30 protein-coding genes and 1 pseudogene are annotated in these 26,756 nt (G+C 43.9%); 18 read left to right on the top strand and 13 right to left on the bottom strand.

From position 1 onward, the window contains the following. Positions 1–10: 10 nt before the first annotated feature. From rfaF to M2387_RS23550, 4 genes are read left to right on the top strand one after another with little or no spacing between them, the layout of a single operon-like run. Complete coding sequence (rfaF, locus tag M2387_RS23565; protein WP_259053034.1) at positions 11–1,060, top strand: ADP-heptose--LPS heptosyltransferase RfaF; 1,050 nt, start codon at positions 11–13, stop codon at positions 1,058–1,060. Next, the gene (rfaC, locus tag M2387_RS23560; RefSeq protein WP_259053033.1) at positions 1,060–2,025 is read left to right on the top strand and encodes a lipopolysaccharide heptosyltransferase RfaC; all 966 of its coding nucleotides are present in this window, start codon (positions 1,060–1,062) and stop codon (positions 2,023–2,025) included. The genes rfaF and rfaC overlap by 1 nt, the downstream gene beginning before the upstream one ends. Continuing rightward, on the top strand, positions 2,022–2,918 hold the full coding sequence (locus M2387_RS23555) for a sugar glycosyltransferase (protein ID WP_259053032.1): 897 nt from the start codon (positions 2,022–2,024) through the stop codon (positions 2,916–2,918). The genes rfaC and M2387_RS23555 overlap by 4 nt, the downstream gene beginning before the upstream one ends. Next, entirely contained in the window at positions 2,908–4,092 is a 1,185-nt protein-coding gene (locus M2387_RS23550) for an O-antigen ligase family protein (protein ID WP_259053031.1), read from the top strand. The genes M2387_RS23555 and M2387_RS23550 overlap by 11 nt, the downstream gene beginning before the upstream one ends. Positions 4,093–4,246: 154 nt before the next feature. Here the strand turns inward: M2387_RS23550 and M2387_RS23545 are convergent, their stop codons facing one another. From M2387_RS23545 to M2387_RS23535, 3 genes are all read right to left on the bottom strand, one after another. Continuing rightward, positions 4,247–5,416, bottom strand: a complete 1,170-nt coding sequence (locus M2387_RS23545) for a glycosyltransferase family 9 protein (RefSeq protein WP_259053030.1) — start codon at positions 5,414–5,416, stop codon at positions 4,247–4,249. 639 nt (positions 5,417–6,055) lie between these two features. Further along, on the bottom strand, positions 6,056–7,123 hold the full coding sequence (locus tag M2387_RS23540) for a glycosyltransferase family 9 protein (RefSeq protein WP_259053029.1): 1,068 nt from the start codon (positions 7,121–7,123) through the stop codon (positions 6,056–6,058). After that, positions 7,124–8,086 (bottom strand): polysaccharide deacetylase family protein, encoded by a 963-nt coding sequence (locus M2387_RS23535; protein ID WP_259053027.1) that lies wholly within the window; start codon positions 8,084–8,086, stop codon positions 7,124–7,126. A 112-nt stretch (positions 8,087–8,198) separates the two neighbouring features. Between M2387_RS23535 and rfaQ the strand changes: the two genes are divergently transcribed. The 6 genes from rfaQ (at position 8,199) to coaD (ending at position 14,238) form a co-directional block, all read left to right on the top strand. Next, positions 8,199–9,275: a putative lipopolysaccharide heptosyltransferase III gene (gene rfaQ, locus M2387_RS23530; protein ID WP_259053026.1), complete on the top strand. Its 1,077-nt coding sequence runs from the start codon at positions 8,199–8,201 to the stop codon at positions 9,273–9,275. Continuing rightward, positions 9,272–10,402 carry a glycosyltransferase family 4 protein gene (locus M2387_RS23525; protein WP_259053025.1) on the top strand — a complete coding sequence of 377 codons (1,131 nt, stop codon included), beginning with the start codon at positions 9,272–9,274 and terminating at the stop codon, positions 10,400–10,402. The genes rfaQ and M2387_RS23525 overlap by 4 nt, the downstream gene beginning before the upstream one ends. Before the next feature lies 1 nt (position 10,403). Beyond that, positions 10,404–11,504, top strand: coding sequence for a glycosyltransferase (locus M2387_RS23520; protein WP_259053024.1), 1,101 nt, complete (start codon positions 10,404–10,406; stop codon positions 11,502–11,504). 207 nt (positions 11,505–11,711) lie between these two features. Continuing rightward, the gene (gene waaA / locus M2387_RS23515) at positions 11,712–12,986 is read left to right on the top strand and encodes a lipid IV(A) 3-deoxy-D-manno-octulosonic acid transferase (RefSeq protein WP_259053023.1); all 1,275 of its coding nucleotides are present in this window, start codon (positions 11,712–11,714) and stop codon (positions 12,984–12,986) included. Next, positions 12,986–13,762: a glycosyltransferase family 2 protein gene (locus M2387_RS23510; protein WP_259053022.1), complete on the top strand. Its 777-nt coding sequence runs from the start codon at positions 12,986–12,988 to the stop codon at positions 13,760–13,762. The genes waaA and M2387_RS23510 overlap by 1 nt, the downstream gene beginning before the upstream one ends. After that, complete coding sequence (gene coaD, locus M2387_RS23505; RefSeq protein ID WP_259053021.1) at positions 13,759–14,238, top strand: pantetheine-phosphate adenylyltransferase; 480 nt, start codon at positions 13,759–13,761, stop codon at positions 14,236–14,238. Before M2387_RS23510 ends, coaD begins: the two co-directional genes overlap by 4 nt. Here the strand turns inward: coaD and mutM are convergent, their stop codons facing one another. The 4 genes from mutM to radC form a co-directional block, all read right to left on the bottom strand. After that, on the bottom strand, positions 14,239–15,048 hold the full coding sequence (mutM, locus tag M2387_RS23500; RefSeq protein WP_259053020.1) for a bifunctional DNA-formamidopyrimidine glycosylase/DNA-(apurinic or apyrimidinic site) lyase: 810 nt from the start codon (positions 15,046–15,048) through the stop codon (positions 14,239–14,241). Between the two features lie 180 nt (positions 15,049–15,228). Beyond that, positions 15,229–15,396 (bottom strand): 50S ribosomal protein L33, encoded by a 168-nt coding sequence (rpmG, locus tag M2387_RS23495; RefSeq protein ID WP_003024094.1) that lies wholly within the window; start codon positions 15,394–15,396, stop codon positions 15,229–15,231. 20 nt (positions 15,397–15,416) lie between these two features. Continuing rightward, on the bottom strand, positions 15,417–15,653 hold the full coding sequence (gene rpmB / locus M2387_RS23490; protein ID WP_078004144.1) for a 50S ribosomal protein L28: 237 nt from the start codon (positions 15,651–15,653) through the stop codon (positions 15,417–15,419). A 215-nt stretch (positions 15,654–15,868) separates the two neighbouring features. After that, on the bottom strand, positions 15,869–16,534 hold the full coding sequence (radC, locus tag M2387_RS23485; protein WP_409040327.1) for a RadC family protein: 666 nt from the start codon (positions 16,532–16,534) through the stop codon (positions 15,869–15,871). Positions 16,535–16,697: 163 nt separating this feature from the next. Here radC and coaBC point away from each other — a divergent pair, with 163 nt between their 5' ends. From coaBC to slmA, 3 genes are all read left to right on the top strand, one after another. Further along, a complete protein-coding gene (gene coaBC, locus M2387_RS23480; protein ID WP_259053019.1) occupies positions 16,698–17,915 on the top strand; it encodes a bifunctional phosphopantothenoylcysteine decarboxylase/phosphopantothenate--cysteine ligase CoaBC in 1,218 nt (405 codons plus the stop codon). Then, positions 17,893–18,351 carry a dUTP diphosphatase gene (gene dut / locus M2387_RS23475; RefSeq protein ID WP_259053018.1) on the top strand — a complete coding sequence of 153 codons (459 nt, stop codon included), beginning with the start codon at positions 17,893–17,895 and terminating at the stop codon, positions 18,349–18,351. Before coaBC ends, dut begins: the two co-directional genes overlap by 23 nt. A gap of 118 nt (positions 18,352–18,469) precedes the next feature. Next, entirely contained in the window at positions 18,470–19,066 is a 597-nt protein-coding gene (gene slmA, locus M2387_RS23470; protein WP_259053017.1) for a nucleoid occlusion factor SlmA, read from the top strand. A gap of 42 nt (positions 19,067–19,108) precedes the next feature. On the opposite strand, the gene pyrE is transcribed toward slmA, so the two are convergent. Next, complete coding sequence (gene pyrE, locus M2387_RS23465) at positions 19,109–19,750, bottom strand: orotate phosphoribosyltransferase (protein ID WP_259053016.1); 642 nt, start codon at positions 19,748–19,750, stop codon at positions 19,109–19,111. Between the two features lie 69 nt (positions 19,751–19,819). Continuing rightward, positions 19,820–20,536 carry a ribonuclease PH gene (gene rph / locus M2387_RS23460; protein WP_259053015.1) on the bottom strand — a complete coding sequence of 239 codons (717 nt, stop codon included), beginning with the start codon at positions 20,534–20,536 and terminating at the stop codon, positions 19,820–19,822. A 176-nt stretch (positions 20,537–20,712) separates the two neighbouring features. On the opposite strand from rph, the gene M2387_RS23455 reads away from it, so the two are divergent. The 3 genes and pseudogenes from M2387_RS23455 to M2387_RS23445 all read left to right on the top strand — a co-directional run bounded on the left by M2387_RS23455 (position 20,713) and on the right by M2387_RS23445 (position 23,463). Next, on the top strand, positions 20,713–21,576 hold the full coding sequence (locus tag M2387_RS23455; RefSeq protein WP_259053014.1) for a YicC/YloC family endoribonuclease: 864 nt from the start codon (positions 20,713–20,715) through the stop codon (positions 21,574–21,576). Positions 21,577–21,767: 191 nt separating this feature from the next. Beyond that, positions 21,768–21,902, top strand: a pseudogene (locus tag M2387_RS23450) (tyrosine-type recombinase/integrase); the annotation flags it as partial. 247 nt (positions 21,903–22,149) lie between these two features. Next, on the top strand, positions 22,150–23,463 hold the full coding sequence (locus tag M2387_RS23445) for an ATP-binding protein (protein ID WP_259053013.1): 1,314 nt from the start codon (positions 22,150–22,152) through the stop codon (positions 23,461–23,463). A gap of 71 nt (positions 23,464–23,534) precedes the next feature. Here M2387_RS23445 and M2387_RS23440 read toward each other — a convergent pair whose 3' ends face one another. From M2387_RS23440 to M2387_RS23430, 3 genes are all read right to left on the bottom strand, one after another. Next, the gene (locus M2387_RS23440) at positions 23,535–23,681 is read right to left on the bottom strand and encodes a hypothetical protein (protein ID WP_259053012.1); all 147 of its coding nucleotides are present in this window, start codon (positions 23,679–23,681) and stop codon (positions 23,535–23,537) included. Between the two features lie 63 nt (positions 23,682–23,744). Continuing rightward, the gene (locus tag M2387_RS23435; protein WP_259053011.1) at positions 23,745–24,281 is read right to left on the bottom strand and encodes a hypothetical protein; all 537 of its coding nucleotides are present in this window, start codon (positions 24,279–24,281) and stop codon (positions 23,745–23,747) included. 192 nt (positions 24,282–24,473) lie between these two features. Next, the gene (locus M2387_RS23430) at positions 24,474–24,908 is read right to left on the bottom strand and encodes a DoxX family protein (protein ID WP_259053008.1); all 435 of its coding nucleotides are present in this window, start codon (positions 24,906–24,908) and stop codon (positions 24,474–24,476) included. 38 nt (positions 24,909–24,946) lie between these two features. Between M2387_RS23430 and M2387_RS23425 the strand changes: the two genes are divergently transcribed. Both M2387_RS23425 and M2387_RS23420 read left to right on the top strand, forming a co-directional pair. Next, a complete protein-coding gene (locus M2387_RS23425; RefSeq protein ID WP_259053007.1) occupies positions 24,947–25,180 on the top strand; it encodes a hypothetical protein in 234 nt (77 codons plus the stop codon). Positions 25,181–25,632: 452 nt separating this feature from the next. Then, positions 25,633–26,250 carry a trimeric intracellular cation channel family protein gene (locus tag M2387_RS23420; RefSeq protein ID WP_259053005.1) on the top strand — a complete coding sequence of 206 codons (618 nt, stop codon included), beginning with the start codon at positions 25,633–25,635 and terminating at the stop codon, positions 26,248–26,250. A gap of 15 nt (positions 26,251–26,265) precedes the next feature. Here the strand turns inward: M2387_RS23420 and M2387_RS23415 are convergent, their stop codons facing one another. Beyond that, positions 26,266–26,595 carry a hypothetical protein gene (locus tag M2387_RS23415; protein WP_259053003.1) on the bottom strand — a complete coding sequence of 110 codons (330 nt, stop codon included), beginning with the start codon at positions 26,593–26,595 and terminating at the stop codon, positions 26,266–26,268. Positions 26,596–26,756: the final 161 nt, after the last annotated feature.

Below are 26,756 nucleotides of genomic sequence, written 5' to 3'. Positions count from 1 at the left end.
TAAATAACGCATGAAAATTCTGGTGATTGGCCCGTCATGGGTGGGTGACATGATGATGTCACAAAGTCTTTATCGTACGCTCAAGGCGCGATATCCCCAGGCAATAATCGATGTGATGGCACCTGCATGGTGCCGTCCTCTGTTAGCACGGATGCCTGAAGTGAATGAAGCTATTGCCATGCCGCTCGGGCATGGTGCACTGGAGCTTAGCGAACGCCGGCGGTTAGGCCATAGCCTGCGAAATAAAGGCTATGACCGGGCTTATATTCTGCCTAATTCGTTTAAATCTGCCCTGGTACCTTTTTTTGCGGGTATCAAGCAGCGAGTCGGCTGGCGCGGAGAAATGCGTTATGGCTTGTTAAATGATATTCGTGTTTTGGACAAACCCGCCTTCCCTTTGATGGTGCAGCGTTATGTCGCCCTGGCCTATGACAAGTCATTAATAGCATCAGCTAAAGATCTGCCACAGCCGCTGTTATGGCCAAAACTTAGTGTGACTGAAGATGAGCAGGCTCGTCTGTGTAGCGCGTTCTCACTTGACAGAACAAGGCCGATTATCGGTTTTTGTCCGGGTGCAGAGTTTGGCCCGGCGAAACGCTGGCCGCATTATCACTATGCCACTCTTGCCGGAAAGCTTATTGATAGCGGGTATCAGGTCGTACTCTTTGGCTCCGCTAAAGATAAAGACGCCGGAAACGATATTCTGGCGACACTAACGCCCTCACAACAAGACTGGTGTCGTAACCTTGCCGGCGATACACAGCTTGAACAAGCGGTTATCCTGCTTTCAGCCTGTCAGGGTGTCGTCACCAATGATTCAGGTTTGATGCATATTGCCGCCGCACTGGGCCGTCCATTGGTCGCTCTTTATGGTCCAAGCAGCCCTGATTTCACCCCACCACTCTCACATCAAGCCAAAGTGATTCGTTTAATTGAGGGTTACCATAAAGTCCGTAAAGGTGATGCGGCAGAAGGTTATCATCAGAGCCTGATTGATATTACCCCGGATAGCGTGCTGATTGCCCTAACGGATTTACTGACTTCCGGTAAGGATAACTAATGCGGGTACTTATCGTTAAAACCTCTTCAATGGGTGACGTTCTGCATTCACTGCCCGCGCTGACTGATGCGATGCAAGCCGTACCTGGGATCCGTTTTGACTGGGTTGTGGAAGAAGGATTTGCACAGATCCCCTCCTGGCACCCGGCGGTCGACCAAGTGATACCTGTTGCCATCCGCCGCTGGCGAAAAAGTTGGTTTTCTGCTGAAAATCGTGCCGATCGTAAGCGGTTTTATCAGGCGTTACGCCGCCAAAATTATGATTGTATTATTGACGCACAAGGTTTGGTTAAAAGTGCCGCCCTGGTGACCCGTAAGGCCTTGGGGAGCAAACATGGCTTCGACTGGCACAGTGCCAGAGAACCTTTAGCCAGCCTTTTTTATAACCACCGTCATACTGTCCTATGCCAGCAACACGCAGTTGAGCGAATCCGAGAATTATTTGCTCAAAGTCTCGGTTATAACAAACCGAGTCAGCCTGGTGATTATGATATTGCCCGCTATTTTCCGACTCATCTGAATGATAATACGGGAAACTATGCCGTATTCTTACATGCCACCACCAGAGATGATAAACACTGGCCAGAAACACACTGGCGGGATTTACTGGGATTAATGGCAAATAGTGGTTTAAGTATTAAGCTTCCATGGGGTGCTCCACACGAAGAAGCCCGAGCCAGAAGACTGGCTGAAGGCTATAGCTTTGTTGAGGTCTTACCACGCATGAGCCTTGAAGAGGTTGCCGGAGTTCTGGCAGGTGCCAAATTTGTCGTGTCGGTTGATACCGGGCTAAGTCATCTCACTGCAGCCCTGGCAAGACCCAATATCACCCTGTATGGCCCCACCGATCCGGGTTTAATTGGTGGTTATGGGAAAAATCAGTTTACGTTACGTAGAGGGGATAAAATGACGGATATTCTTCCCGAAGACGTACTAAAATCACTAAAAGATGAAATTCATAGATGAAAAGCCTCTTAAAACAAATCTATCGGTATACTCATCCAAGAGCATACCGACATAACGAAAATTTATGGCCCTATGTAAAGATAAAAAGGGCCCATCAGGGGCATATTTCTGAACTGAGTATCAATGGAAAACCCATACCCATCTCAGATATCAGTGCACTACAAGGCAAGTTTAAAGGGGATTTGTTACTCATAGCCTCCGGCCCATCAGTTAAAGAAACCGATTTTTCAACGCTAACAGAAACTCCTGCGATGGGGGTTAACGGGGCAATTTCCTTACAAGCAGGTATCAATTTTAACTTTTATGTTGTTATCGATATGACTTTTATCGATCAGCGTCAATCTATCATTAAAGAAATTATTTCTCGGGAAGATCTTTATTTCTTTACAACGGCTCATGGTATTTTAAAAATCGTTAATAAATTTGGTCACCATAAAATAAAATGTAATATATGCCTGATAGAGGATGCTTGCTATAGAATATATCAACCCGCGATCTCTGAGAATAAAATAAAAGAACAATACCAAAAATCACCTGATGTTATGTTTGATAAAAACAATGAATGCATTGCTTTTAACAAAGATATCAGAACTGGAATATTTGACTCCGGTACTGTTGCTTATTGGGCATTACAAATTATTTACTATTTAGGTTTCCAGAGAGTTATTATTGCTGGTCTGGATATGAATAATTTTAATCAACCCAGGTTCTATGAGGCTTCCAATGATCAACTTCCTTCGTTTCTCGAAGAGAAATTAAATTCATTCATTATTCCTTCCTTCAGTCTGGCCAGTTGTATTTTCAAAGAAAAAAATGTATCCGTGGTCAATCTGTCAAAACACAGTGCAATAGACTCATCTATTTTTAAAAAGTTGAATACTTATGATCTTTAATAAAAAAACAGTACCATTTTTAATGGTTTTTATGTTTTCACTATTTCTTTTTTCTCTGCCTATTTTCGGCGGTCAAAAACTAGTTAACAATTTATTTCATGCATCTTTGATTTTTTTTATTGTTTCATTAATTATTTATCGCAATAATATTTTTGAAGAAATAAAAAAGAGTACAGATTATCAGTTATATAAAAATGGAATAATTATTATATCTGTTTTTCTGTTCTATTATTCCTTAAGTGGGATCTGGAATGAAGAACCCATAGATATTTCAAATGAATTTACTCATAGCTTATATATTATTGCTTTCATTATTATATTTAAGACTGCAAGCCTATATTTAAATCGCGTTCGCATTTATAGCATCATTGCTATCGCGATAACATGCTTATGCCTGTTAACTATAATTTTCGCTGATAAAAATCATATTTTCACATCACGGTTAAATAAAAGCTTTTTATGGGCCCCATCAAATGTTATCGATCTTGGCGGTTACTTTGCTATAGGCATACTATTGATTTTTATGGTCATTCGTGACACGGGTAAGAAATGGCTTTATTTTCCGGCACTGATTTTATTTATTGGACTATTACTAACACAAAGCCGCAACCCATTATTCTCACTTATCCTGGCAAGTTTACCGCTACTATTATTATTCAAAAAAACCAATCGATACAATCTTAAATTTATAGTTTCAATACTGCTTGCAATCAGTCTGATAGTTATTTTCATGTATTATAACAGCAGTTTATTTTCACGTATCAGTCAAAGTTATAATTCAGGTTTTGTTCGGTTAGGAATATGGCAAAATGCTTTTGAGCTATTTTTACAGAAACCCATTTTAGGATGGGGATTTGGCAAAAACCTGGACTTCATCAATAGCCTTAAGCAACATATTACTACCACTCATAGTATCTATCTCGCTGTGCTATTAAAGGGCGGAATTGTGGGTATGGTGACATTTTTACTGATGATTGGTTATAGCCTGAAAATAGCATTTTCCGCTTTTAGAAAGGGTTATGCGCTTGAATGTTGCCTGTTTATATTTGCCCTGTTATTTTATGCAACTCAAGGTATGTTCGTTATCGCCAACCCTGATACATCCTGGATGTTGTTCTGGCTACCTGTTGCCGTTATATATAGCACCCTGAATATAAATAGCTGTTCAAAATAGTCACTCAGACAGCCGATAAACATCATTGATTATCGGCTGTCTGCTCTCTGACCAGGTGTTAAATTCAACAATCATGATTCTTAGATCTTGTCAGATTTATACACAACATACTGTATATAAAATACGGAAATTGGTAGCCGATAAATAACCTGTCTTATTCAGCAACTTTCTCTACATGAGACAAGAATTTACGCTGTTCAATCTCTTTCATAATTAATTCAGGAAGTTCATTACTCTCATGGATTTTCCCGGACGGAATAATAATTTGGCAGGCTTCATTATAACCAGGGGACCATAATTTATTATTCGAAATGATATTTTTATATATCGCAACTAATGGTTTTTTCCATGCCGCAGAGATATGTACAATTGAGGTATCAGGTGAAATGATTAAATCAGCTTCATGAACCAGCGCCATCACATGATAGAGTGTTTTAAACGGATTTATTACTACTTTTTCTGGTAAGGATATTTTAATTTCTTCACGATGATCTAACAAGACAATATGTATATCAGAATGCTTTGCTAATAGATTATGAATAATAGTTTCTAATTGTTTTTGAGAAATACATCGATCATTATTCCCAGCAAATATATTAATCAATATTTTTTTATTAGGACCATTCGTCTCATTAAATTTTTTCACATCTTCAAATACTCCAGCAGGCAGATGTAAATCGTATGGCAATACTTTACCTGGAGGTAGTTCAAGATACTCAGAAAGTTTCACTAATGAATTAACTATATGTTGATTAACACAGTCAAAATCAAATGATTTGCTATAGAAATTCAGTTTATTCCATTTGTTAAAACCAAATACTAATCGAGGATTAATTTGATTAAATAGTCTCATCCGATGTACAGGAACACCTAAAAGAGATGGGTCAATAATAAGATCATATTGGTTTTTAGCTAGCTTTTTAATTACTTCTTTTGGTACGTTATGATTGAATTTCTTATTAAAATAGGATGAGTCGACATCATCAGCCTCATATATATTGCGAATATAAGGATTGTATTTCATTACTTTACTATTATTTTTTGTCAGTAAGAAATCAACGGCATATCCACCATCATGTAGTGCTTTGACTAATGCACTATCAACGATTACATCACCGATAGCCCCCTCATTACGCAAGAGGAGGATATTTTTAATCGCGATCTCATCAGGTTGATTTTTTTCTTTTAAATCCCAAATGGTTTTAGCAATAAAAATGCGGGAAAATGATTTAACATCTTTGATGAAGTAGTTTCTACGTCTATTTAAAGACCTTATTTTTTTTAAGCCATCGCTGAAAAAAGATACTACTTTTCTTTTAATCATAGCAACTCACCATTATACATATTCATCTGACTAAAAAACTAAACCGTAAGAACCCAAGTATGCACAAACAAGAAAAAATGAGAATGTTTGTGACCAGCCACTACCAAAAACAACGAAATATTTACATCATTATCCAATCACTCTGGAAGAAGTTAACCATCGTCATTACTTGCCAGTAATGGCTAATCATATCAGTTATATTACCATGCTTTTTTTATAAAAATTATGTATTTTACGGGTGATTCCAAAAATACAGGGCGATTTATAGTACAACTTAATAGCAAAACCCACTATCTGATTGGGGGATATGCCTATATCTGCTGAGTCTCAGGAGAACACAGCATGTTTACCCGCTGCCACTGATGTTAAATTTGAGTTAAGTAGCTAATTTATTATAAAAAATACAGGCTGTTCAGGACAGTATCTGGAAAGTGTTTCTGCTATATGCCAATCAAAAGAACTTAATATCCAGTTTGGTTGCTATATAGATGACGAAAATATTATTAACCAATATGCTGATTAATAATATTTTTTCATCATTCAGATAACTATGAGACAGTAATACTTTAGAAAAAAAATCAAAAAAACTTACTGATACTCTACCTACGACATTTTAGTTTTTACGTAGAAATTGAATATCTATAGTTCTAAGATCTGAGCAACTATATGAAAAACTTGGTCTGCTGAGATTGAACTTAATGGGCGTGGGTGCTTATTCTCATCAAGCTCGACCTTTAAAATATGATGTAATTCTTGATCCTGGTAAGGTCCCGTATATTCGGGCTGCGCCTCGGAGTATAAGCTTACCGTTGGTTTTTTAAGTGCTACCGCCAGATGTAGCGGCCCGGTATCACCCGTCACCAACACATTAAAGCTATCAATTACAGTCAGTAGTTTTAAGAGTGTCGTTTTACCTACTGTCGAAACAACATTCTGGCAAATCTGTGAGGGCAACAGGGCGAAAAACTGTTGTTCCAGATCACTTTCCCTGGCACCACCCAATAAGATTATCTGACATGAAGGGTATGCAGCAACTAACCGTTCTGTCAGTTCAACAAATCGCTCAACGGGCCAGCAGCGACTCATTTCTGAAGCCCCTAATTGAAAACCAATTTTTAAAATACCATCATCAACAGCACGCTCAAAATCTACAGGAACTTGCATATCAATAACATCATTCCTGCAACCGAGTTGCGTAAGAAGATCTAACTTTCGCTGAATTAGATGCCCATTATAATATTGATGATAATGATTTAACCACGGAAGCACTCTATCAGATGTTCGATAATTATCTCTGACAATATATTCAGTTCCGGAAAGCACCGCGCACAATATATCATATGGCATATACGAGTGGAGAATAACGGTTAATTGTGGTCGAAACTGCTTTAATTCTTTGCTGAGTCGATACGCATCACGAATTTTATTATCCCAGTAGAGGACTCGACTAAACCATGGACTATTTTCAACTAATTGGCTATTTTTTTTGCTCGAAACTAATAATAATTCTGCATTTGGATAACGCTGTTTAAGAGCAATAATTGCTGGTGTATTAAACATGAAATCGCCGAGGGCAGTCGTAGAATAGATTGCTATCCTCTGAAATTCCATACTGCTATCAATTACCATGCCTTTCTTTAAATTTGGCTTAAAGAAATGGTATACTGATAACAACCAATCAATATATTTTACTTTATATTCTTTCATCTAAACATGCGCTCTTTTAATATTATTATATTCAGCTAAAGTCATGCCTGTAACCTGCGGTTGTAACCAAGTAAATAGCTTTTCAAGGTCCTGGTAGAGCAGCTCGATATCTTCATCCGTTTTAAATGTTGGACTACCGCCTGGCATATACTCTGATGAGTGCAGCATATACTCGACATAATCGCTGCCATCAGCCAGCGTTTTTTCAACCACTTGCTGCATCGTTGCTAAATTTCCGCCCATTGGTCGTAACCAATGCACCGAAGGGGATCGTGTTTTTCCTCTTAATTTGTCGTAGCCTGTTTTGATGGTATTCATAAAGGCAGAGTGCTTATATTGAATACTCATAGGCACTTGCAGTAATGAAGAGTTCCCCTGCTGGCTGATATTATCTATATCCATGAAATAAGCCTGGGTTGGGAAAGCGCGATAATCTGTCCCACCTTTTCCATCGGGCGATCCTTTTGCTCCACGCCAGTCGACTTTAGGGGTCACAGAGCAATCTACCTGATAACCATGTTCAATCAGCAATGCGGCATAGCGCTCATCAAACGCCCAGCGACCAGCACGATGGCTAATCATCTTGGTCTGAAATGTGTCCTCCAATAACTGTGTCATAAAACTTATTTTCTGTTTCATCACATCATCAGAATACTCAATAAGATAAGGCTTATAACGCCAGTCATCATTGGTGAGTGCTATTAGCGGCGGGCTATTCCACGCATGCAGATGCATACCAATCTCAGCGGTATTACGCGCAATAACATCTCTGGCAAATTCGACATAAAATGGGTCAATCGCCATTTCATAATTGGTCAGATAAACGGGCTTAAAACCATATTTCTCACATAACGCCTGAAACCTGGGAAGATAACGTGCATTTTCAGTTGTAAGATTACTGTTCTTTTGCCAAAGATTGTCACCTTCGGTATCGATCGTTATCAAAAATGCAGGCTTCGTCACTAGAATATATCCCCGTATTTATATCTCGTGTCATTTTAGAGCAAGACAAAGCTTCTCTCAATCGATCTCATCACCTAAAATCAGGGGATGAGTCTCCAGTGATAAATAAATTATGACTTCAAGCACATCATTTCTGAAACAGTTAAAACCATCTCGTATTCTGGTGATCCAACTACGTCACCATGGCGATATGCTACTGATAACACCAGTAATTTCGGCATTAAAACAAAACTCACCACAATCAGAAATTGATGTTCTGCTTTATGAAGAAACCAGAGATATACTGCGGGCAAACCCTGAAATAGCACAGATACACGGTATTGATCGTCACTGGAAAAGACTGGGAAAGCTCCAACAGTTACGTCATGAATCAGCCCTGTTACGCACCCTACGACAACGCAATTATGACATTGTCATTAATCTTGCCGACCAGTGGCGTAGTGCGATTATCACCGCCCTGACCGGTGCGTCAGTGCGTATTGGTTTTGACTTTCATAAACGACAGAATCCACTCTGGCGGTGGTGCCATACTCATCTGGTCTCAACAGATGGACACGCAGAAAAACATACCGTTGAAAAAAACCTTTCCGCTCTGGTACCTTTGGGTATCAATGCCAATAACATCAATGCCACAATGAGCTACACCCCTGAGGACTGGCAAACCTGCCAGAGCTTACTCCCTGAAGTGGCACAACAGAATTATATTGTTATCCAGCCCACTTCTCGCTGGTTTTTTAAATGCTGGCGTGAAGAGAATATGAGCCAAGTTGCCAATGAACTCTCTCTAACCGGTAAACACATCATTTTTACCTCCGGGCCAGATGTCAGAGAAATTGAAATGATTGATAAAATCATTTCAGGCTGTACTTCGCCGCACATTACCTCTTTAGCCGGGAAACTGACGCTCCGTCAACTCGCAGCACTCATCGATCACGCTCAGCTGTTTATCGGGGTCGATTCCGTGCCAATGCATATGGCTGCAGCCTTAAAAACACCGTTAGTTGCCTTATTCGGACCATCAAAATTAGTTTTCTGGCGGCCCTGGCAGGCAGAAGGTGAAGTGTTATGGGCGGGCGATTATGGGCAGTTACCCGATCCTGATGATATCGATACGAATACTCAGGAACGCTATCTTGACCAGATCCCCGTTGACCAGGTTATTGCCGCAGCAAAAAGGTTACTGCCATGAAAAAATACCGCTTAGCGCTTATCAGGCAAAAATATCGCCCTGATGGCGGTGCCGAACGCTTTGTTTCGCGCGCACTCGAAGCCCTGGATGAACATGATATCGAACTGAACGTCATAACCCGCGAATGGCAGGGTGCTTCCAAACCCGAGTGGCATATCCATATCTGTAATCCTTTTAAATGGGGCCGAATCAGTCGCGAACGGGGTTTTGCCCATGCAGCCCGGGCATTATGGGAAAAACAGCAGTTTGATTTAGTCCAGAGCCATGAACGTATTGCAGGATGTGATATTTATCGTGCCGGGGATGGCGTCCATCAATGCTGGCTGGAGCAACGCCAGCGCATCTTACCGGCATGGCAAGGGAAGCATCTATTCAAGAGCCGCTATCATCGCTACGTGATGAATGCTGAACGTGAAATGTATGCATCATCAGCTCTGAAAGGTGTTATCTGCAATGCTGAAATGGTGAAACAGGAAATCATTGATACCTTCGCAGTGCCTGCCAGTAAAATCACCGTTATCTACAATGCTGTGGATCAACAGCGCTTTATTCCCCCTTCTGAACAGGAATTCATCGCTCTGCGCAAACAATGGCAGATTCCGCTGAATGCAACCTGCTTTGTGTTCGTCGGTTCAGGTTTTGAACGTAAGGGGCTCGCACAGGCTATTAAGGCAATAGCGCCAACCGATCGTCACCTTATTGTTATTGGTAAAGATAAAGAAGCCTCTCGTTATCAAAATCTTGCCAGAACGCTAGGCTGTGAAGCTCGGGTGCACTTCTTTGGCATGCAGCATGAGACGTTGCCCTTTTATCAGATGGCGGATGGCTTACTCCTGCCCACACTTTATGATCCTTTTCCTAATGTCATTCTTGAAGCCATGTCTTGCGGTTTACCCGTGATAACCTCAACTCGCTGCGGCGGCGCAGAGTTTATTACTCAGGGGAAAAATGGTTATTTTTGTGATGCTCTTGATATTGTCTCACTGCAAGAAGCGATTATGGCTCTCCCCGCGCGCGCGCTGGGATCAACTCAGGGATTGCTCGCCCGAGAAAAAATATTGCCTTGTACTTCCGCACGGCTATCATCTCAACTAATTGATTTATATCAAAAAGTAATGGATGCATAATATGAATGTTTTATTTATTATCGATGGGCTTCCCGGCGGCGGTGCTGAAAAAGTGGTATTAACGCTTGCCGAGAATTTTATTCGGGAAGGAGATAACGTGTCGTTGTTTTCATTGCGGGATGTTTGTGACTACCCGATCCCTACCGGATTGCATTACCAGGTTATTAAAGACACAGATAAATCACCCTGGCGGAAGCTTACAGAGCTTTCACGTCGTGCTCGTTTATTGGATAAAGCACTGGAACAAGCTGAAAAAACGGGTAAATTTGACCTGATACTGTCGAATCTTCATAAAACAGATCGCATTGTTGCACGAAGTAAAATGCTGAAGTCACGCCCACTCTGGTTCTGCCTGCATGGCGTGTTTTCGACCTCTTATTTAGGGCACCGGACAGGATTCAATCGCTGGCTTAAAAAGCAAAAAATCAAACAGGTTTATCAGAACCGTAATGTAATTACCGTTTCAGCCGCTGTTGGCAAGGATCTCGTAGAGGTCTGTGGCGTGACTCCCTCAAAATTACGTACTATTTATAATCCTTTTGATCTCGAAGCTATCAGACAGAGTTCAGAACAACCCTGCGACATTCCAGAACAGGACTACATTATTCATGTCGGCCGCTTCCATCAGGCTAAGCGTCATGACCGTTTGCTTCAGGCTTATGCACAAAGCCATATCAAGGCACCATTGTTACTCCTGGGCCAGGGTAACGCCGAACAAACAGCTAAAATAACAGCACTCGCTAAAGAGCTCGGAATTAGCGATCGCGTCATTTTGAAGGGCTTTCAGGCTAATCCACTCCCCTGGATAAAATCGGCCCGGTTATTAGTGTCCAGTTCTGATAGTGAGGGCTTTGGTAACGTTCTGGTTGAGGCATTGATAGTGAATACGCCGGTTGTCAGCACCCGCTGTCCGGGCGGGCCCGCTGAAATACTGATTGGGGAGTTAGCACGGGGACTGAGCGACCTCGATAGCGCTTCGCTCGCCAGAACAATGAAAGATATTTACGATAATCCACCACCGATAGATCAAAACACGCTACAACGCTTCAGTATTAAGATTATCTGCGAACAATATCGAGAGAATATTACCTTCCATAATTAATTCTCTTTGCTAAAGATGTAATGGCTGGCAAATCAGGAATCCTCAACCGGCAAGAAACTGAGGATAAATATACAGCCAGTAAGAAGGATTATTTTGAGAAAATCCTAAAGTGGCGGCTAGTTTTTGTTAGCCTCAACAAAAGTAATAGATTTACAGATGACGAATGCTTAGAATTCGTGCGCCGATAATCAAGAACGGGTAACTCGCTTGGAATCACTGTATACCGCCCTGATCTATCTTATCCAGCCCTTTGTGTGGGTGCGGTTATTACTGCGTAGTCGTAAAGCCCCCGCCTATCGTAAACGCTGGTTAGAACGCTATGGTTTCTGCCATGGGAAGGTTGCGCCAGACGGAATCCTACTGCATTCAGTATCAGTGGGTGAAACACTGACGGCGATACCTTTAGTCCGTGCGCTCAGACATCGCTACCCGACCTTACCTATTACCGTAACGACCATGACACCTACAGGGTCGGAACGTGCGCAGTCGGCATTTGGCAAAAATGTCCATCATGTTTATTTGCCCTATGACTTGCCCTGTGCCATGAATCGCTTTTTCGATACAACGCGTCCAAAATTGGTCATTGTTATGGAGACAGAGCTCTGGCCGAATATGATAGCCATACTCCATAAAAGAAAAATTCCTCTCGTTATTGCCAATGCACGCCTTTCTGAACGTTCAGCGAAGGGTTATAAAAAATTAGGTCATTTCGCCCGGCGTTTGATGAGTCGAATCACGCTGATAGCCGCTCAAAATGAAGAAGATGGCCAGCGCTTCATCGACTTAGGGCTTAAACGCAATCAGTTGACTGTTACCGGAAGTCTCAAGTTTGATATTTCTGTGACCCCTGAGCTTGCAGCAAGAGCCATTGCCCTCAGAAGTCAGTGGGCCCCACATCGTAAAGTGTGGATTGCTGCGAGTACCCATGACGGGGAAGAGCGCATTATTCTTGAAGCCCATCGCCAGTTGCTGGAATCTTTCCCGGACTTGCTATTAATTCTTGTCCCTCGTCACCCTGAACGCTTTGCCGATGCCCAAACGCTGATAAGAAAAGCGGGCTTCAGCTATATATTACGTAGCAGTAATGAGGTCCCATCAACCAGTACTCAGGTTGTCATCGGCGATAGCATGGGCGAGTTGATGCTCCTGTACGGTATTGCTGATATCGCTTTTGTCGGTGGCAGCCTGGTGGAACGCGGTGGGCATAACCCGCTAGAACCCGCAGCACATGCTATCCCGGTGTTGATGGGAACACATACTTTCAACTTTAAGGACATCTGCGCTAAATTACAGCAAGCCGATGGATTAATTACGGTTACCGATGCAGAGTCTATCGCCAAAGAGATATCAACCTTACTGACCGATGAAGACTATCGTCTCTATACGGGACGCCATGCAGTGGAATTTCTTCATCAAAATCAGGGTGCTCTTCAGCGACTGCTGCAAATTCTTGAACCCTATCTGCCACAACGGAGTCACTAGTGGCTTATCGCCTTTCTGTTGTGATGATAGCGAAAGATGCAGCGGAGCTTCTACCAGACTGCCTTGCGTCAGTTGCGTTTGCAGATGAAATCATCCTGCTCGATTCAGGCAGCACTGATGCTACCCTGGAAATAGCACGGGCAGCTGGCGCTAAAACCTTTATTAATACCGCATGGCAGGGTTATGGTTTACAGCGTCAGCTCGCACAGAATCACGCCAGTGGTGATTATATTTTGATGATCGATACGGATGAACGGGTGAGTACTGAGCTTGCCAGTGCAATAAAAGAGGCGCTTACCGCCCCCCAACCCAATACCGTCTATAGCATTGCGCGGCGCAACTTATTTCTTGGTCGCTTCATGCGTCATAGCGGCTGGTATCCGGACCGAGTTATTCGCCTCTATGCTCGCGAACAGTATCAGTATAATGATAACCAGGTTCATGAATCGCTAAATACTGCCGGAGCCAGGACTGTCGCTCTCAAGGGCGATTTATTGCATCTCACCTGCCGTGATTTTGCCTCTTTTCAACGTAAACAGCTCAACTACGCAACTACCTGGGCACACGAACGGCATCAGCAGGGGAAAAAAGTTTCTCTGATGGCTATCTTTAGCCACACTTTAGGTGCATTTTTTAAAACACTCATTCTCAGAGCCGGTTTTCTTGACGGTAAACAAGGTCTGTTGCTGGCCGTGGTCAATGCGCAATATACCTTTAATAAATACACTGAGCTTTGGGCATTAAATCACCAATATACAGAGCAAGAGCGAAGATGAGCACTAGAGCCATTTATCCCGGAACTTTTGACCCTGTCACCAACGGTCATCTTGATATTGTGACACGTGCCGCCGCGATGTTTGATACGGTGGTATTCGCTATCGCAGCCAGTCCCAGTAAAAATACCTTATTTACCCTCAATGAGCGGGTTGCTCTTGCCGAAAAAGCGGTAGCCGCACTCCCTAATGTTGAGGTCGTCGGTTTTAGTGATTTGATGGCCAATTTTGCACGTAATACTCAGGCCAACATTCTGATCCGTGGTTTACGTACCGCTGCCGATTTTGAATATGAGATGCAGCTGGCCTCTATGAATCGCCATTTGATGTCAGATCTGGAAAGCGTTTTTCTGATGCCGGCAAAAGAGTGGTCATTTATCTCCTCTACACTGGTTAAGGAAGTGGCTCGCCATCATGGCGATGTATCGCACTTCCTACCTGAACACGTTCACCAGGCGTTGCTCGAGCGCCTTAAATAATCAATGCTGACAACGACGGCAATAGTAAGTACTGCGTTGCCCGTGCTTACTGGCGCTGATTGCCGTACCGCAGGTGCGGCAAGCTTCGCCTTCCCGCCCATATACTTGAAGTTCCTGAGCAAAATATCCCGGCTTACCATCTGACTGCAGAAAATCCTTCAGCGTGGTTCCCCCTTGCTCAATAGAACGCGTCAGAACCGCTTTAATCACCATAACCAGTCGTTTATATTCAGCAGGTGACAGGGAGTTAGCAAGACGGTCCGGATGAATACCCGCGGCAAATAAAGACTCGCTGGCATAGATATTTCCGACGCCCACCACCAGCTTATTATCCATTAACCAGGGTTTAATCGCCGTTTTCTTACTGGCGGACTTCTCTTGCAGGTAACGAGGGTTAAATTCATCGCTCAGCGGCTCAGGGCCGAGATGTGACAATACACTGCATTCTTCCAGCGTTGGCGTCCACAACCAAGCTCCAAAGCGACGAGGGTCGGTATAACGCAGTACCTTGCCGTTATCCATCACCAGGTCAACATGATCGTGTTTCTGGGCCGGACTCTCTTCTGCGAGAATTCGCAGGCTACCCGACATCCCGAGATGAATAATAATCCAGCCATCGGCCAGCTCCACCAGCAGGTATTTTGCTCGCCGTTGGACACTGAGTACGGTTTTATCGCTGAGAGCATGAATCTCATCAGATACCGGCCAGCGTAAACGCCCGTTACGTACCACGGCATGTAAAATTTTGGCACCAACCAGATGTGGTTCAATACCACGACGACTGGTTTCTACCTCGGGTAATTCAGGCATGACTCCCCCGTATAAAGGATTGAGCGGTCAGAGATGTGATAGTAGCCCGAGCAAAGATGAAGATAAATACCCGTCATGCTTCAAGTTACCAGGGTGCTGCCAGAAGGGAAAAACAGGTGATGCTCAGATTCAAGACATAAAAAAACCCGGCAAGCCGGGTTTTTAGCAAAGTTACAAAAATTATTTAATTTTTGCTTCTTTGTAGAGAACGTGCTGACGTACTACTGGATCAAACTTTTTAAGTTCCAGTTTTTCCGGTTTAGTACGTTTGTTCTTCGTAGTGGTATAGAAATGACCAGTACCAGCAGAAGAAACCAGCTTGATTTTCTCACGAATACCTTTAGCCATGATTTATTTCCTCTAAGTACTTAGTACTTTTCGCCACGGGCACGCAGTTCGGAAAGAACTGTATCAATGCCTTTTTTATCGATTACACGCATACCTTTAGCAGATACACGCAGTGTGACAAAACGCTTCTCGCTCTCAACCCAAAAACGGTGAGAGTGCAGGTTAGGCAGGAAACGGCGTTTGGTCGCGTTCATTGCGTGGGAACGGTTATTACCGGTCACCGGACGCTTGCCAGTAACTTGGCAGACTCGGGACATGTCTATTCTCCAAAAATCAAATTAGCTCGAGCTTCGTATAGGGTTATGGCGCCTCGTCAGGCCGCTAGCCTGGTCCCTGGCGGTTCAATGCGAACCACAGTGCCAGGCGCATAATGCCAAACCCGAGATTCTCAAAGGTGGCGTAGTATACGCTGAGTAAGGCACGTGCTCAAGTCCCGAACAGACAAAGATCCTTACGGATCGTGTGAATTGTTCTAAATCCACCCTCTTTCGGCGAAAGAAACGTACTCTCCTTGACCAATTACCAGATGATCAAGCACCCGAATATCCACTAATAAGCAGGCCTTGACAATATGAGACGTTATCATACGGTCTGCTTTACTCGGCTCAGCAATACCAGATGGGTGGTTGTGCGCTAGTATAACCGCCGCAGCGTTAGATTTCATCGCTTCGCGAATAATTTCTCTGGGATGGACTTCAACATGCCCCAGCGAGCCGCTAAACAAGCGCTCAGATTTAATAATATGATGTTGGTTATTGAGAAATAAAACTAAAAAAACTTCCCTTTCTTCAGTTACTAACTGGCTCTGAACATACTCCCGTACCTTGTCGGGGCTGTTAAACGATAATTTTTTAGTGCCTCGAGAATAATAATAACGCCTCGCTAACTCAGCGATCGCGTGTAGCTGGGCATACTTCGCTTTCCCTATTCCATATACATTTATGAATTGAGAGTAATCAGCCGACAGCAAATTATGCAGTGAACCAAATTCTTGTAACAAACTCTGGGCAAACGCCAGTACATGCATATTTTTGTAGCCTGTATGCAGAAATAGCGCCAGTAACTCAGCATCAGTCAAAGCACAAACGCCATGCTGCAACAGCTTTTCACGCGGTAGTAACGGGGTATCTTGCATCATGCTTGTTACTCCTTTAACAAACTACAGTTATCATGGCGCATTCTTTCACCCTGTGCGATGACCTGCGCGTAATCTTGAGCAGTACCTCGAAAACGGAAAAAAGGCGCGAAAACAGGATTGTGATAAAATGAGCTATCAACTGCATTCTTGAACGGAAAAAAACATGACTGGTCTTTCCGGTAAGAAAATTGTGCTCGGTGTCAGTGGTGGCATCGCAGCTTATAAAACCCCTGAGCTAGTACGCCGACTACGCGATCGTGGGGCGGACGTCCGGGTAGTGCTGACCGAAGCTGCCAAAGCCTTCGTGACTCCACTAAGCTTACAAGCGGTATCTGGCTATCCGGTTTCAGACAGTTTATTGGACCCGGCAGCAGAAGCCGCAATGGGCCATATTGAATTAGGTAAGTGGGCTGATTTGGTGCTGCTTGCCCCGGCAACCGCCGATCTTATCGCGCGCATTACTGCCGGAATGGCGAATGATTTACTGAGTACCATTTGCCTTGCCACCCCGGCACCGATTGCGGTTGCCCCGGCAATGAATCAACAGATGTATCGTGCAGCAGTAACTCAACAGAATCTGGCGACCCTGGACGCACGTGGCGTACTTATCTGGGGCCCTGATAGCGGTAGCCAGGCCTGTGGAGATATCGGCCCTGGTCGTATGCCTGACCCTCTGGCTCTGGTTGATCTGGCGGTAGAGCATTTTTCTGTGGCCGACAATAGCCTGCAACATCTCAATATTATGATTACCGCAGGCCCAACGCGCGAACGCCTTGATCCGGTGCGTTATATTACCAACGACAGCTCCGGCAAGATGGGCTATGCCATTGCGATTGCCGCAGCGGCTCGTGGAGCCAATGTCACGCTGGTTTCCGGCCCGGTAACCTTGCCAGCTCCCGCAGGAATAGCACGACTGGATGTCACAACGGCGCAAGAAATGCATGATACTGTTCAGGCAAAAATCGCCGGACAGCATATATTTATTGGCTGTGCCGCCGTTGCTGATTATCGTGCTGCAACTATTGCTGATGCCAAAATTAAAAAGCAAGGCGATGAAATTACAATAAAAATGGTTAAAAACCCCGATATTGTTGCTGCTGTTGCCGCGTTATCAGAGCATCGCCCTTATGTCGTAGGATTTGCCGCCGAAACAAATAATGTGGAAGAATACGCCCGACAAAAACGGGCGAGTAAGAAACTCGACCTGATTTGTGCCAATGATGTCTCTCATACCGAGAGTGGCTTTAATAGCGACAATAATTCATTGCACCTTTTCTGGGAGGAAGGCGACAAAGTCTTACCTTTCGCGCCTAAAGTGCGCCTTGGACACCTTTTATTGGACGAGATCGTTATCCGTTATGATGAAAAAAATCGACGTTAAAATTTTAGACCCTCGCGTGGGCCACGAATTTCCACTCCCGACCTATGCAACCAAAGGTTCTGCAGGGCTGGATCTGCGTGCGTGTTTAGACAGTGCGGTAGAACTCCCTGCTGGCGCGACCACACTGATACCAACCGGCCTGGCAATTCATATTGCAGACCCTTCTCTTGCTGCGGTGATTTTACCGCGTTCAGGCTTAGGCCATAAGCATGGGGTGGTACTGGGAAATCTGGTCGGGTTGATTGACTCTGATTACCAGGGGCAGCTAATGGTTTCAGTCTGGAACCGTGGTCATGATAGTTTCACCATTCAACCCGGTGAGCGTATTGCGCAGATGGTCTTTGTTCCCGTCGTACAGGCTGAATTTAATCTGGTCGAAGATTTTGATGCGAGCCTGCGTGGTGAAGGCGGTTTCGGGCATTCCGGCCGTCAGTAATATGACTGATTCATGCCACAATAACGCATAAATAACGTTAAAAAAGTCAGCATAGCCCTGTGGTTTCATAGGGTTATGCCCTGTCCTGACAAGGTGATTTTCAGGGGTATTTTAGAACATGGCAGAAAAACAGGCAGCGAGAAGGAATCGTCGCGAAGAAATACTTCAGTCTCTGGCACAAATGCTCGAATCCAGTGATGGCAGTCAGCGCATTACCACTGCAAAACTTGCAGCATCTGTGGGTGTTTCTGAAGCCGCATTGTATCGACACTTTCCCAGTAAGATGAAAATGTTCGATAGCCTGATCGAGTTTATCGAAGACAGTCTGATTACCCGTATTAATCTGATACTTAAAGACGAAAAAGACACTCAGACACGTCTGAGATTGATTGTTCTGTTAGTGCTCGGCTTTGGTGAAAAGAATCCAGGGCTGACGCGTATTTTAACCGGACATGCTCTGATGTTTGAACAGGACAGGTTACAAGACCGCATTAACCAGCTGTTTGAACGTATTGAGGCTCAGCTACGCCAGGTGATGCGCGAGAAGAAAATGCGTGAAGGAGAAGGGTTCGTCAGTGATGAGTCGTTACTGGCTAGCCAGTTGCTGGCGTACTGCGAAGGCATACTGTCTCGCTTTGTCCGCAGTAATTTCCGCTATCTGCCAACCGATGATTTTGATAAGCGCTGGCCACTGATTGCAGCACAGCTGTATTAATAACAGGGCCGCCAGGCCCTGTTATTTAACTCTGAACGTAAGTTATACCCCGTACTCTTCCCGATACTGGCGCACTTTGGCCAGACTCTCGGCCATCTCAGGTTTCTCTTCCAGATAGCTAATCAAATCCTGCAAAGTAATAATCGAGGTGACCTTACACTGGTAGTCACGTTCAACTTCCTGAATCGCGGAGATATCAGCCCGGCCACGTTCTTGTCTGTCCAGAGAAATCAGCACTCCGGCAAGGCTTGCGCCGTGAGCGGCAATAATTTCCATTGACTCACGGATAGCCGTTCCTGCGGTAATAACATCATCAACTAACATGATGCGTCCGGTCAGCGGGCTACCCACCAGGCTCCCCCCCTCACCGTGATCTTTGGCTTCTTTACGGTTAAAGCAGTAAGGCACATCGCGTTCATGATGCTCTGCCAGAGCAACAGCAGTGGTGGTCGCAATCGGAATGCCTTTATAGGCAGGACCAAATAGCAGATCAAACTCAACTTCTGAGTCCATCAACGCAGCAGCATAAAACCGCCCCAATAGCGCCAGACAGCTTCCGGTATTGAACAGTCCGGCATTGAAGAAATAGGGGCTAGTACGCCCGGATTTCAGCGTAAATTCGCCAAACTTGAGTACCTGTTTATTAAGTGCAAATTCAATAAACTGGCGCTGATACGGTTTCATCGACTGACTCCTTAAAAGATTACTTACAGATATAAAAAAGGCGACTCTTCAGTCGCCTTTTTTTAAAAATTAATTTTCTAACGCCGCTTTCTGCGTACTGATAATGGAATCAATACCGCCTCGAGCCAGTGCCAGTAACGTCAGTAGCTCCTCGTGGGAGAAAGGTTCACCTTCAGCGGTGCCCTGAACCTCAATCATCCGGCCATCTTCCATCATCACGACATTCATATCGGTTTCAGCAGCGGAGTCTTCAACATACTCTAAGTCGCAAAGCGCTTCGCCCTTCACTATACCGACAGAAACAGCAGCAACCATACCCTTCATTGGGTTGCTTTTGATTTTACCGCTGGCAACCAGAGCATTCAGGGCATCAGCCAGCGCAACACAGGCTCCGGTGATAGAAGCTGTGCGGGTTCCGCCATCGGCCTGCAAGACATCACAGTCCAGGGTAATGGTAAATTCACCTAATGCTTTTAAATCAACAGCAGCGCGCAGCGAACGAGCGATAAGACGCTGGATCTCAAGAGTTCTGCCCCCTTGTTTACCTTTTGCTGCTTCACGTGCATTACGACTATGAGTCGCGCGTGGCAACATACCGTATTCGGCGGTTATCCACCCTTTTCCCTGGCCTTTCAAAAACCGGGGCACGCCCTCTTCGAGGGTAGCGGTGCAAAGTACTTTAGTATCACCGAACTCAACCAGTACAGAACCTTCAGCATGTTTAGTGTAATGGCGGGTCAAGGTAACAGGGCGCACTTGCTCGGCGCGACGGCCTGATGGACGCATGGGGTCATCTCCAGCTAAAACGAATGTGGCTGCGTATTATACGGACTTCGGGCGCTTATACCCAAAATAATTCGAGTGGACTTCGGCAACTTGAAGTATGACGGGTATATTCCTATCTTGAGTGGCCGGGCATAGCTATAATCAACCCATACATTAGCTTAAAACGGATACAGACTATGATACGCAGTATGACCGCCTACGCCCGGCGCGAAGTTAAAGGTGAGTGGGGCTCTGCTTCCTGGGAACTACGTTCGGTAAACCAGCGTTATCTCGAAACCTATATTCGCATGCCAGAACAGTTCCGTAGCCTTGAGCCCGTTGCGCGCGAACGTATTCGTGCGCGTCTGACCCGCGGCAAAATTGAATGTAATTTGCGTTTTGAACCCGATACCCGCGCCCAGACCTCTTTGCTGCTGAATGAAAAGCTGGCAAAACAGCTGGTAGAAGCTGCCCAGTGGGTCAAAATGCAAAGTGATGAAGGTGAAATCGATCCGGTCGATATCCTGCGCTGGCCGGGCGTAATGTCTGCCCAGGAACAGGACCTGGATGCTATTGCGGCCGAAATAGTGATGGCGCTGGACGGTGCTCTGGACGACTTCATTGTTGCCCGTGAAACCGAAGGCCAGGCTTTAAAAACGCTTATTGAACAGCGTCTGGAAGGTGTCAGTGCTGAAATTGTCAAAGTCCGTGCACATATGCCAGAAGTACTAAAGTGGCAGCGTGACCGTCTGACCAGCAAACTTGAAGAAGCAGATATCCAGCTTGAGAATACTCGCCTGGAACAAGAATTGCTGTTGATGGCTCAGCGTATCGACGTCGCTGAAGAACTCGACCGCCTCGAAGCCCACATTAAAGAAACCTATAACATCCTGAAGAAAAAAGAAGCCGTAGGCCGACGTCTCGACTTTATGATGCAAGAGTTTAATCGCGAGTCGAATACCCTGGCTTCTAAGTCTATCAACTCTGAAATTACGACTTCAGCTATTGAACTGAAAGTGCTTATTGAGCAAATGCGCGAGCAGATTCAGAATATCGAGTAACGTTTCACGCGATCTCGCGTTGTCTCACTAAGTCTCGTCAGGATAAAAAGGCCATTGTAAATCATGGCCTTTTTTGTTTTATATAGTCTCATGATGTATCACTAGAGCGCGTGTTTCGTATGTACATAGACGTGTACATACTGGCATTTATGACGCGCAGTTTATGTACACAGCAATGAGACAAGATAAGCATGGCAAAACTGACAGGCTTACAAATCAGAGCATGGATAAAATCGGGTGAGCATTTTGCTGGTCGCTCTGATGGGGGTGGGCTGTATTTATGCTTCCCAGAAAATTACTCAGTACCCTTTTGGCGTTTGCGTTATCCGCGATAAAGCACAGGAAAGTCTCCACTTCCCGTTATATTTTCCCCACGGGTTAGTACACCACGTTGATAAAAATATTCCCCTTTTAGAGAGAGCAGACCGTTAGTCGGCGTAAAAAACGTACAAATCATCAATTAACACACTTTTATGCGCATAAAAATGTAATTAATCACACTTTTATGCGCATAAAAGTGCGATTTGTATTATGCTGTTGATGATTAATCCACTATCACGGCAGGAACTAGCAATGCAACGCACCCTACTCAACTCATTAATGGCATGGAAAAATCAACCAACCCGTAAACCCTTATTGATTGATGGTGCGCGCCAAACAGGTAAAACATATCTGCTACAAGACCTCTTTGGGAAAACCTTTAAGAATATCCTGCGTATCGATTTTCTGGAAAATCCGTCATATAAAGAAGCATTTGATGGCTCTCTTTCTCCAGATGAATTATTGATGAATCTTGAGCTAATCACCAACCAACCTTTTAACACAGAAACTGACTTACTGATTCTGGATGAAATTGGCGAGTGCGAACGAGCTGTTACATCGCTTAAATACTTCGCTGAAAAATCACCGACGTACTTTATTGCAGCAAGTGGGTCAAATATTGGTTTGCTCAATACCTTTCCAGTAGGCAAGGTTGAGCAATACAATTTACACCCTTTGACGTTTCAAGAATTTATTTATGCATCCAAAGAAACAGCCTTGATTAAAGCATTTGATACGCAAGCGAACTCAGCTGCGGCCCATAATAAATTCATGGATAAACTGACAGATTATTTTTTTACCGGTGGTATGCCGGAAGCGGTTGCAGCCTGGTATCAATTCAAAGATGTGAGCATTTTAGATGCTGTTGAGAAGGTGACAAAAATTCATGCCGACTTGGTTCAAGGTTATCGACGCGATTTTGGTAAATATGCAGGCAAGATCGATGCAACACTCATTGAATCGGTATTCATTAGTATTCCCGCACAGCTTTCACTGGTTTTAGATGAGTCGGTGAAACGCTTTAAGTTTAAAAATGTGCATGCTCGTAAATCTCGTTATAGCGATTTTGAAACTGCAATCCATTGGTTAAGGTGTTGTCGTTTAGCACTGGCTAACTATCCGATTGAAGGAATGCCCAGAACGCCACTCGCTGCCTATAAAAAAGAGAATAGGGTTAAGTTATTTCTATTTGATGTAGGCTTGCTTAACCATATGCTAGGCAGTAGCTATAAAGAGATTAAACAACAACGATATGAATATAAAGGTTATATTGCTGAAAACTTTGTTCAGCAAGAACTGACCGCTATGGGCATAGATCCGAGTTACTCCTGGTATGATGCACGCGCAGAAATAGAGTTCATCATCTCAAATGATGAAGGCAATATCATCCCGATAGAAGTAAAAAGTGGGCAACGAACACGCGCCAGATCGCTTGCTTCCTATATAGAGAAATGTACGCCAGTCAAAACATTCAAATTAACCGGTACACAAGGCTCTTCAGTTCTGGAACAAACTCACATCGTGATGCCTTTATATTACACTCAGTATTTACCTGCGAAGTGGTAGATCAACGCATTGAAATGGTGAGATAAACGGGCGCATCCCTTGGGGTACTCACCCGTTCAACCTGACCGAGATTACTCTAGTGATGACGGATGTTTTTCAAAGAGCTTTTCCGCTTCTTTAAACTCATCCTTTGCTTCTTTTAAGTCATTCACAATTGTCTCTTTTATCTCTTTAGCTTCTTCTTTGAGATTTTTCTTTTCTTCCTGATGCTCTGCCATATAAACCTCTTTTTTAATAAGGGATTTATTATTTATAGCTTATTTTGGTGAGAATAAAAGGTGTTACCCCTTAAAACCATTATCCGTGAGGGCAGTCATCGCTTTAGGATAAAATGATTGAAACAGTAGCTCCTCTTCTCTGGCATCAATAGTCTCAAGCAGGCCTTCATCATCGACAATTCCCTTCAGCAGATAGCTATTCTCTTGCGGATAGAGCGCATACCCATCAGCTGGCAGACCGGTCATTTTTACGTAAAAACCAAGATACTCCCCATATTTAATAATCTTCACTGACTGCAAACCCGGCTGAGCAAAAAGAACCGCGGCAAACTCTTTTACCGTTGAAAAGGGGATTGGTTCACGAACCCAGTCAGGACGAACATAAACAATAGCCTTGAGTTGCTCAGCAGACAGATCTAAAGATGAAATCTCTTTATCGTACTTAGCAGAGAGCTTTTGAAGCACAATGTTCATTGTCTGACCTGCTTGTGGTAATACCGCAGTATTACGGTCAGGACGATCAGACTCTGATGCATAAACGGGGGCGCATAGCACTGCTGAAGATGCCAGCAGCATTGCTGGTATCGATAAATATTTCATTGTGTCCCTTTAGCCTGATGTGAAGTACGGCAGGTATAATCCTGGAAGATGAGATTTTTTGAAATGTATTTTGGTTTATCAGGGCGTGTTATTGAGAAATTTAAGACTAGCCCGGCTTCTCTACAATCTGATAATCAGAGAGATGATGCCGGGCCTGTTGTAACCATAGAATCTATTTTTCTGATGGTTCGGTTAGCGATATGCCGGTGGAGCAACTGAGTATTTACCTGTACCCAGCATCATAATAGCGACACAACCTAAGACATAAAATGCGTCAGTTTCTAATGCCCAGGCACCCACTTTGGTGACTTCCATCGCGTGACCGAAAGAACCCACCATTAACATGGCAACAATCATATTAATCAGAATAACCAGCGCTGCAGGTGCTGTAAAAATGCCTAAAATAACCATCGCAGGTGCCAGTATCTCGCCAATATAGACTCCATAAGCAACAAATGATGGTACGCCTTTAGCTGCTAAGTCTGCAGCTATCCAGTCGACACCATGGCTTACTTTCGCAACGCCATGAAAGATCATTAAACCGGCAACCAGAATACGTAATAATAGTCGTCCGCCATCAGGGTGATGAGTTACAGAAGTAAAGATGCTGTTTAGCTTTGCTATCATTTTAATAATCCTCATAAAATATCAGGGTGATAAAACAGGTGAAGTTTGGGGAAGGTAACAAAATAACAAAGCTTTATTGGCAAAATGATGATTTAGCGCATTATTTTCACCCATTAGCACAATTATTTTTAGGATTTATCAGACAACAAAACGCACCTTCCGCCCACAAAATAATAGCTTTATTTTCATTTAAAAACAAACATCTACAAAAAACACAGTATACAAGCTGCCATTTCAAAAGTAATAGAGAGTTATTTAGAAACAATAAATAGCACCTGACATAACATCAGCGGCGCTTATCTTCTGTTTATATTCAAAAGAAATATCATCATAACTATTATTCATATGCTAAAAAATCATCTCCATCATTATTTAATTTCTCTGGATTTACTTAAGTTGTTTTTATCAGCTGCCTTTATTTTGTGCCTGAATTTAACGCTACCTGTTTCGTCCGTGGCTATTTGAAAGACAGAAAAAAACAAGATAAGACGTCTGCTTGTTGGGTCACCGCCTGACAGAGACAAAGGGCATTTTTCTTTTCAAATTTCACTTTAGATTTTTTAATCCAAAAAATCACATAAAGTTTACAACCTCTTTGTCAGATAAGAATAATTCACTTTTTGCATTAGTAAAAATAATCAATTTTGTTTTGGTTGAAAAAATCTCAATCGTGACATTGTTCAAAAAACGTTACTCTTACGGCTCTTCTGAAGAGGTGTTGTCCATGTTGCTACATATTCTTTATATTATCGGTATCACGGCAGAAGCCATGACGGGTGCATTAGCCGCAGGTCGGCGTCGTATGGATACCTTTGGCGTAATTATTATTGCGACAGCAACAGCGCTCGGAGGTGGATCGGTACGTGATATTTTACTAGGTCACTACCCACTGACTTGGGTAAAACACCCTGAATATGTCGTCATCGTCGCCGCAGCTGCGATTCTCACCACCATGATGGCTCCACTGATGCCTCACCTGCGTAAGCTCTTTTTAGTACTGGATGCCTTAGGCCTGGTGGTGTTTTCCATTATTGGAGCTCAGGTCGCGCTGGATATGGGGCACGGCCCAATCATTGCCATTATTTCCGCGGTTATTACAGGTGTCTTCGGTGGCGTACTGCGGGATATGTTCTGTAAACGGATCCCGCTGGTCTTTCAGAAAGAACTCTATGCTGGTATCGCCTTTGCGGCAGCCGTGATGTACCTCATTCTTCAGCATTACGTCACTAACCAGGATGTCGTTATCATTGCTACCTTACTATTCGGCTTTACTGCCCGTCTGTTAGCGCTGCGCTTACGTCTTGGTTTGCCTGTTTTTTACTATAAACATTCTGAACACTGATAGTCCGTATTGAGGCTAGGGTACCAGCAAGACAAAAGCAGCCTGCTGGCTCCACATAGCCATCACCCAGTGAAAAAATACCGGTTGTGGCGTTAACGAGAAGCGATGCCACAGCAAAGCCGGTGATTTAGCCTGTCTGGCTGTTCCCCACTGTTCGGCAGAATATCGCCACTGAGGGGGTAACCTTTTGGATAAATCGTCGCCGTGCTGCTGTTCTTGATAGCTTATCGTTTGGCTCATACCACCGCTTTTAACCGCTATGGTAGATTTGGCATGACCAGGGATCAGGGCGCCCCCTATACTCAATAAAATAACTGCAATAATGAATCTGGTGCTCTCTTGCATGTTTCCTCCTTGAATGTGATACATCCTGGTATAACCAAACCGCCTTACCTGAGCGAGTCACAAAGCCAGTTTATTCGAGAGACTCCGCTGAAAATCAATGTTATTGCAATGAATAAGGCAAAAAACCCGGGCGTAACCTGGAGAGAACAACAAAAAGTAGC

This window comes from Klebsiella sp. BIGb0407, from assembly GCF_024807845.1.
Lineage (GTDB): Bacteria > Pseudomonadota > Gammaproteobacteria > Enterobacterales > Enterobacteriaceae > JGM124.
This window is presented reverse-complemented; position numbering and strand designations above follow the sequence as displayed.

Bases quoted from the DNA above. Each gene is read 5' to 3' on its own strand.
- M2387_RS23455 (WP_259053014.1), top strand. From the start codon at position 20,713: ATGATACGCAGTATGACCGCCTACGCCCGGCGCGAAGTTAAAGGTGAG.
- M2387_RS23440 (WP_259053012.1), bottom strand. From the start codon at position 23,681: ATGGCAGAGCATCAGGAAGAAAAGAAAAATCTCAAAGAAGAAGCTAAA.
- pyrE (WP_259053016.1), bottom strand. From the start codon at position 19,750: ATGAAACCGTATCAGCGCCAGTTTATTGAATTTGCACTTAATAAACAG.
- rpmB (WP_078004144.1), bottom strand. From the start codon at position 15,653: ATGTCCCGAGTCTGCCAAGTTACTGGCAAGCGTCCGGTGACCGGTAAT.
- M2387_RS23415 (WP_259053003.1), bottom strand. From the start codon at position 26,595: ATGCAAGAGAGCACCAGATTCATTATTGCAGTTATTTTATTGAGTATA.
- M2387_RS23430 (WP_259053008.1), bottom strand. From the start codon at position 24,908: ATGATAGCAAAGCTAAACAGCATCTTTACTTCTGTAACTCATCACCCT.
- M2387_RS23550 (WP_259053031.1), top strand. From the start codon at position 2,908: ATGATCTTTAATAAAAAAACAGTACCATTTTTAATGGTTTTTATGTTT.
- coaBC (WP_259053019.1), top strand. From the start codon at position 16,698: ATGACTGGTCTTTCCGGTAAGAAAATTGTGCTCGGTGTCAGTGGTGGC.
- coaD (WP_259053021.1), top strand. From the start codon at position 13,759: ATGAGCACTAGAGCCATTTATCCCGGAACTTTTGACCCTGTCACCAAC.
- rfaC (WP_259053033.1), top strand. From the start codon at position 1,060: ATGCGGGTACTTATCGTTAAAACCTCTTCAATGGGTGACGTTCTGCAT.
- rph (WP_259053015.1), bottom strand. From the start codon at position 20,536: ATGCGTCCATCAGGCCGTCGCGCCGAGCAAGTGCGCCCTGTTACCTTG.
- M2387_RS23540 (WP_259053029.1), bottom strand. From the start codon at position 7,123: ATGAAAGAATATAAAGTAAAATATATTGATTGGTTGTTATCAGTATAC.
- dut (WP_259053018.1), top strand. From the start codon at position 17,893: ATGATGAAAAAAATCGACGTTAAAATTTTAGACCCTCGCGTGGGCCAC.
- radC (WP_409040327.1), bottom strand. From the start codon at position 16,534: ATGATGCAAGATACCCCGTTACTACCGCGTGAAAAGCTGTTGCAGCAT.
- mutM (WP_259053020.1), bottom strand. From the start codon at position 15,048: ATGCCTGAATTACCCGAGGTAGAAACCAGTCGTCGTGGTATTGAACCA.
- M2387_RS23525 (WP_259053025.1), top strand. From the start codon at position 9,272: ATGAAAAAATACCGCTTAGCGCTTATCAGGCAAAAATATCGCCCTGAT.
- M2387_RS23520 (WP_259053024.1), top strand. From the start codon at position 10,404: ATGAATGTTTTATTTATTATCGATGGGCTTCCCGGCGGCGGTGCTGAA.
- M2387_RS23420 (WP_259053005.1), top strand. From the start codon at position 25,633: ATGTTGCTACATATTCTTTATATTATCGGTATCACGGCAGAAGCCATG.
- rfaQ (WP_259053026.1), top strand. From the start codon at position 8,199: ATGACTTCAAGCACATCATTTCTGAAACAGTTAAAACCATCTCGTATT.
- rfaF (WP_259053034.1), top strand. From the start codon at position 11: ATGAAAATTCTGGTGATTGGCCCGTCATGGGTGGGTGACATGATGATG.
- M2387_RS23555 (WP_259053032.1), top strand. From the start codon at position 2,022: ATGAAAAGCCTCTTAAAACAAATCTATCGGTATACTCATCCAAGAGCA.
- rpmG (WP_003024094.1), bottom strand. From the start codon at position 15,396: ATGGCTAAAGGTATTCGTGAGAAAATCAAGCTGGTTTCTTCTGCTGGT.
- M2387_RS23545 (WP_259053030.1), bottom strand. From the start codon at position 5,416: ATGATTAAAAGAAAAGTAGTATCTTTTTTCAGCGATGGCTTAAAAAAA.
- slmA (WP_259053017.1), top strand. From the start codon at position 18,470: ATGGCAGAAAAACAGGCAGCGAGAAGGAATCGTCGCGAAGAAATACTT.
- M2387_RS23435 (WP_259053011.1), bottom strand. From the start codon at position 24,281: ATGAAATATTTATCGATACCAGCAATGCTGCTGGCATCTTCAGCAGTG.
- M2387_RS23445 (WP_259053013.1), top strand. From the start codon at position 22,150: ATGCAACGCACCCTACTCAACTCATTAATGGCATGGAAAAATCAACCA.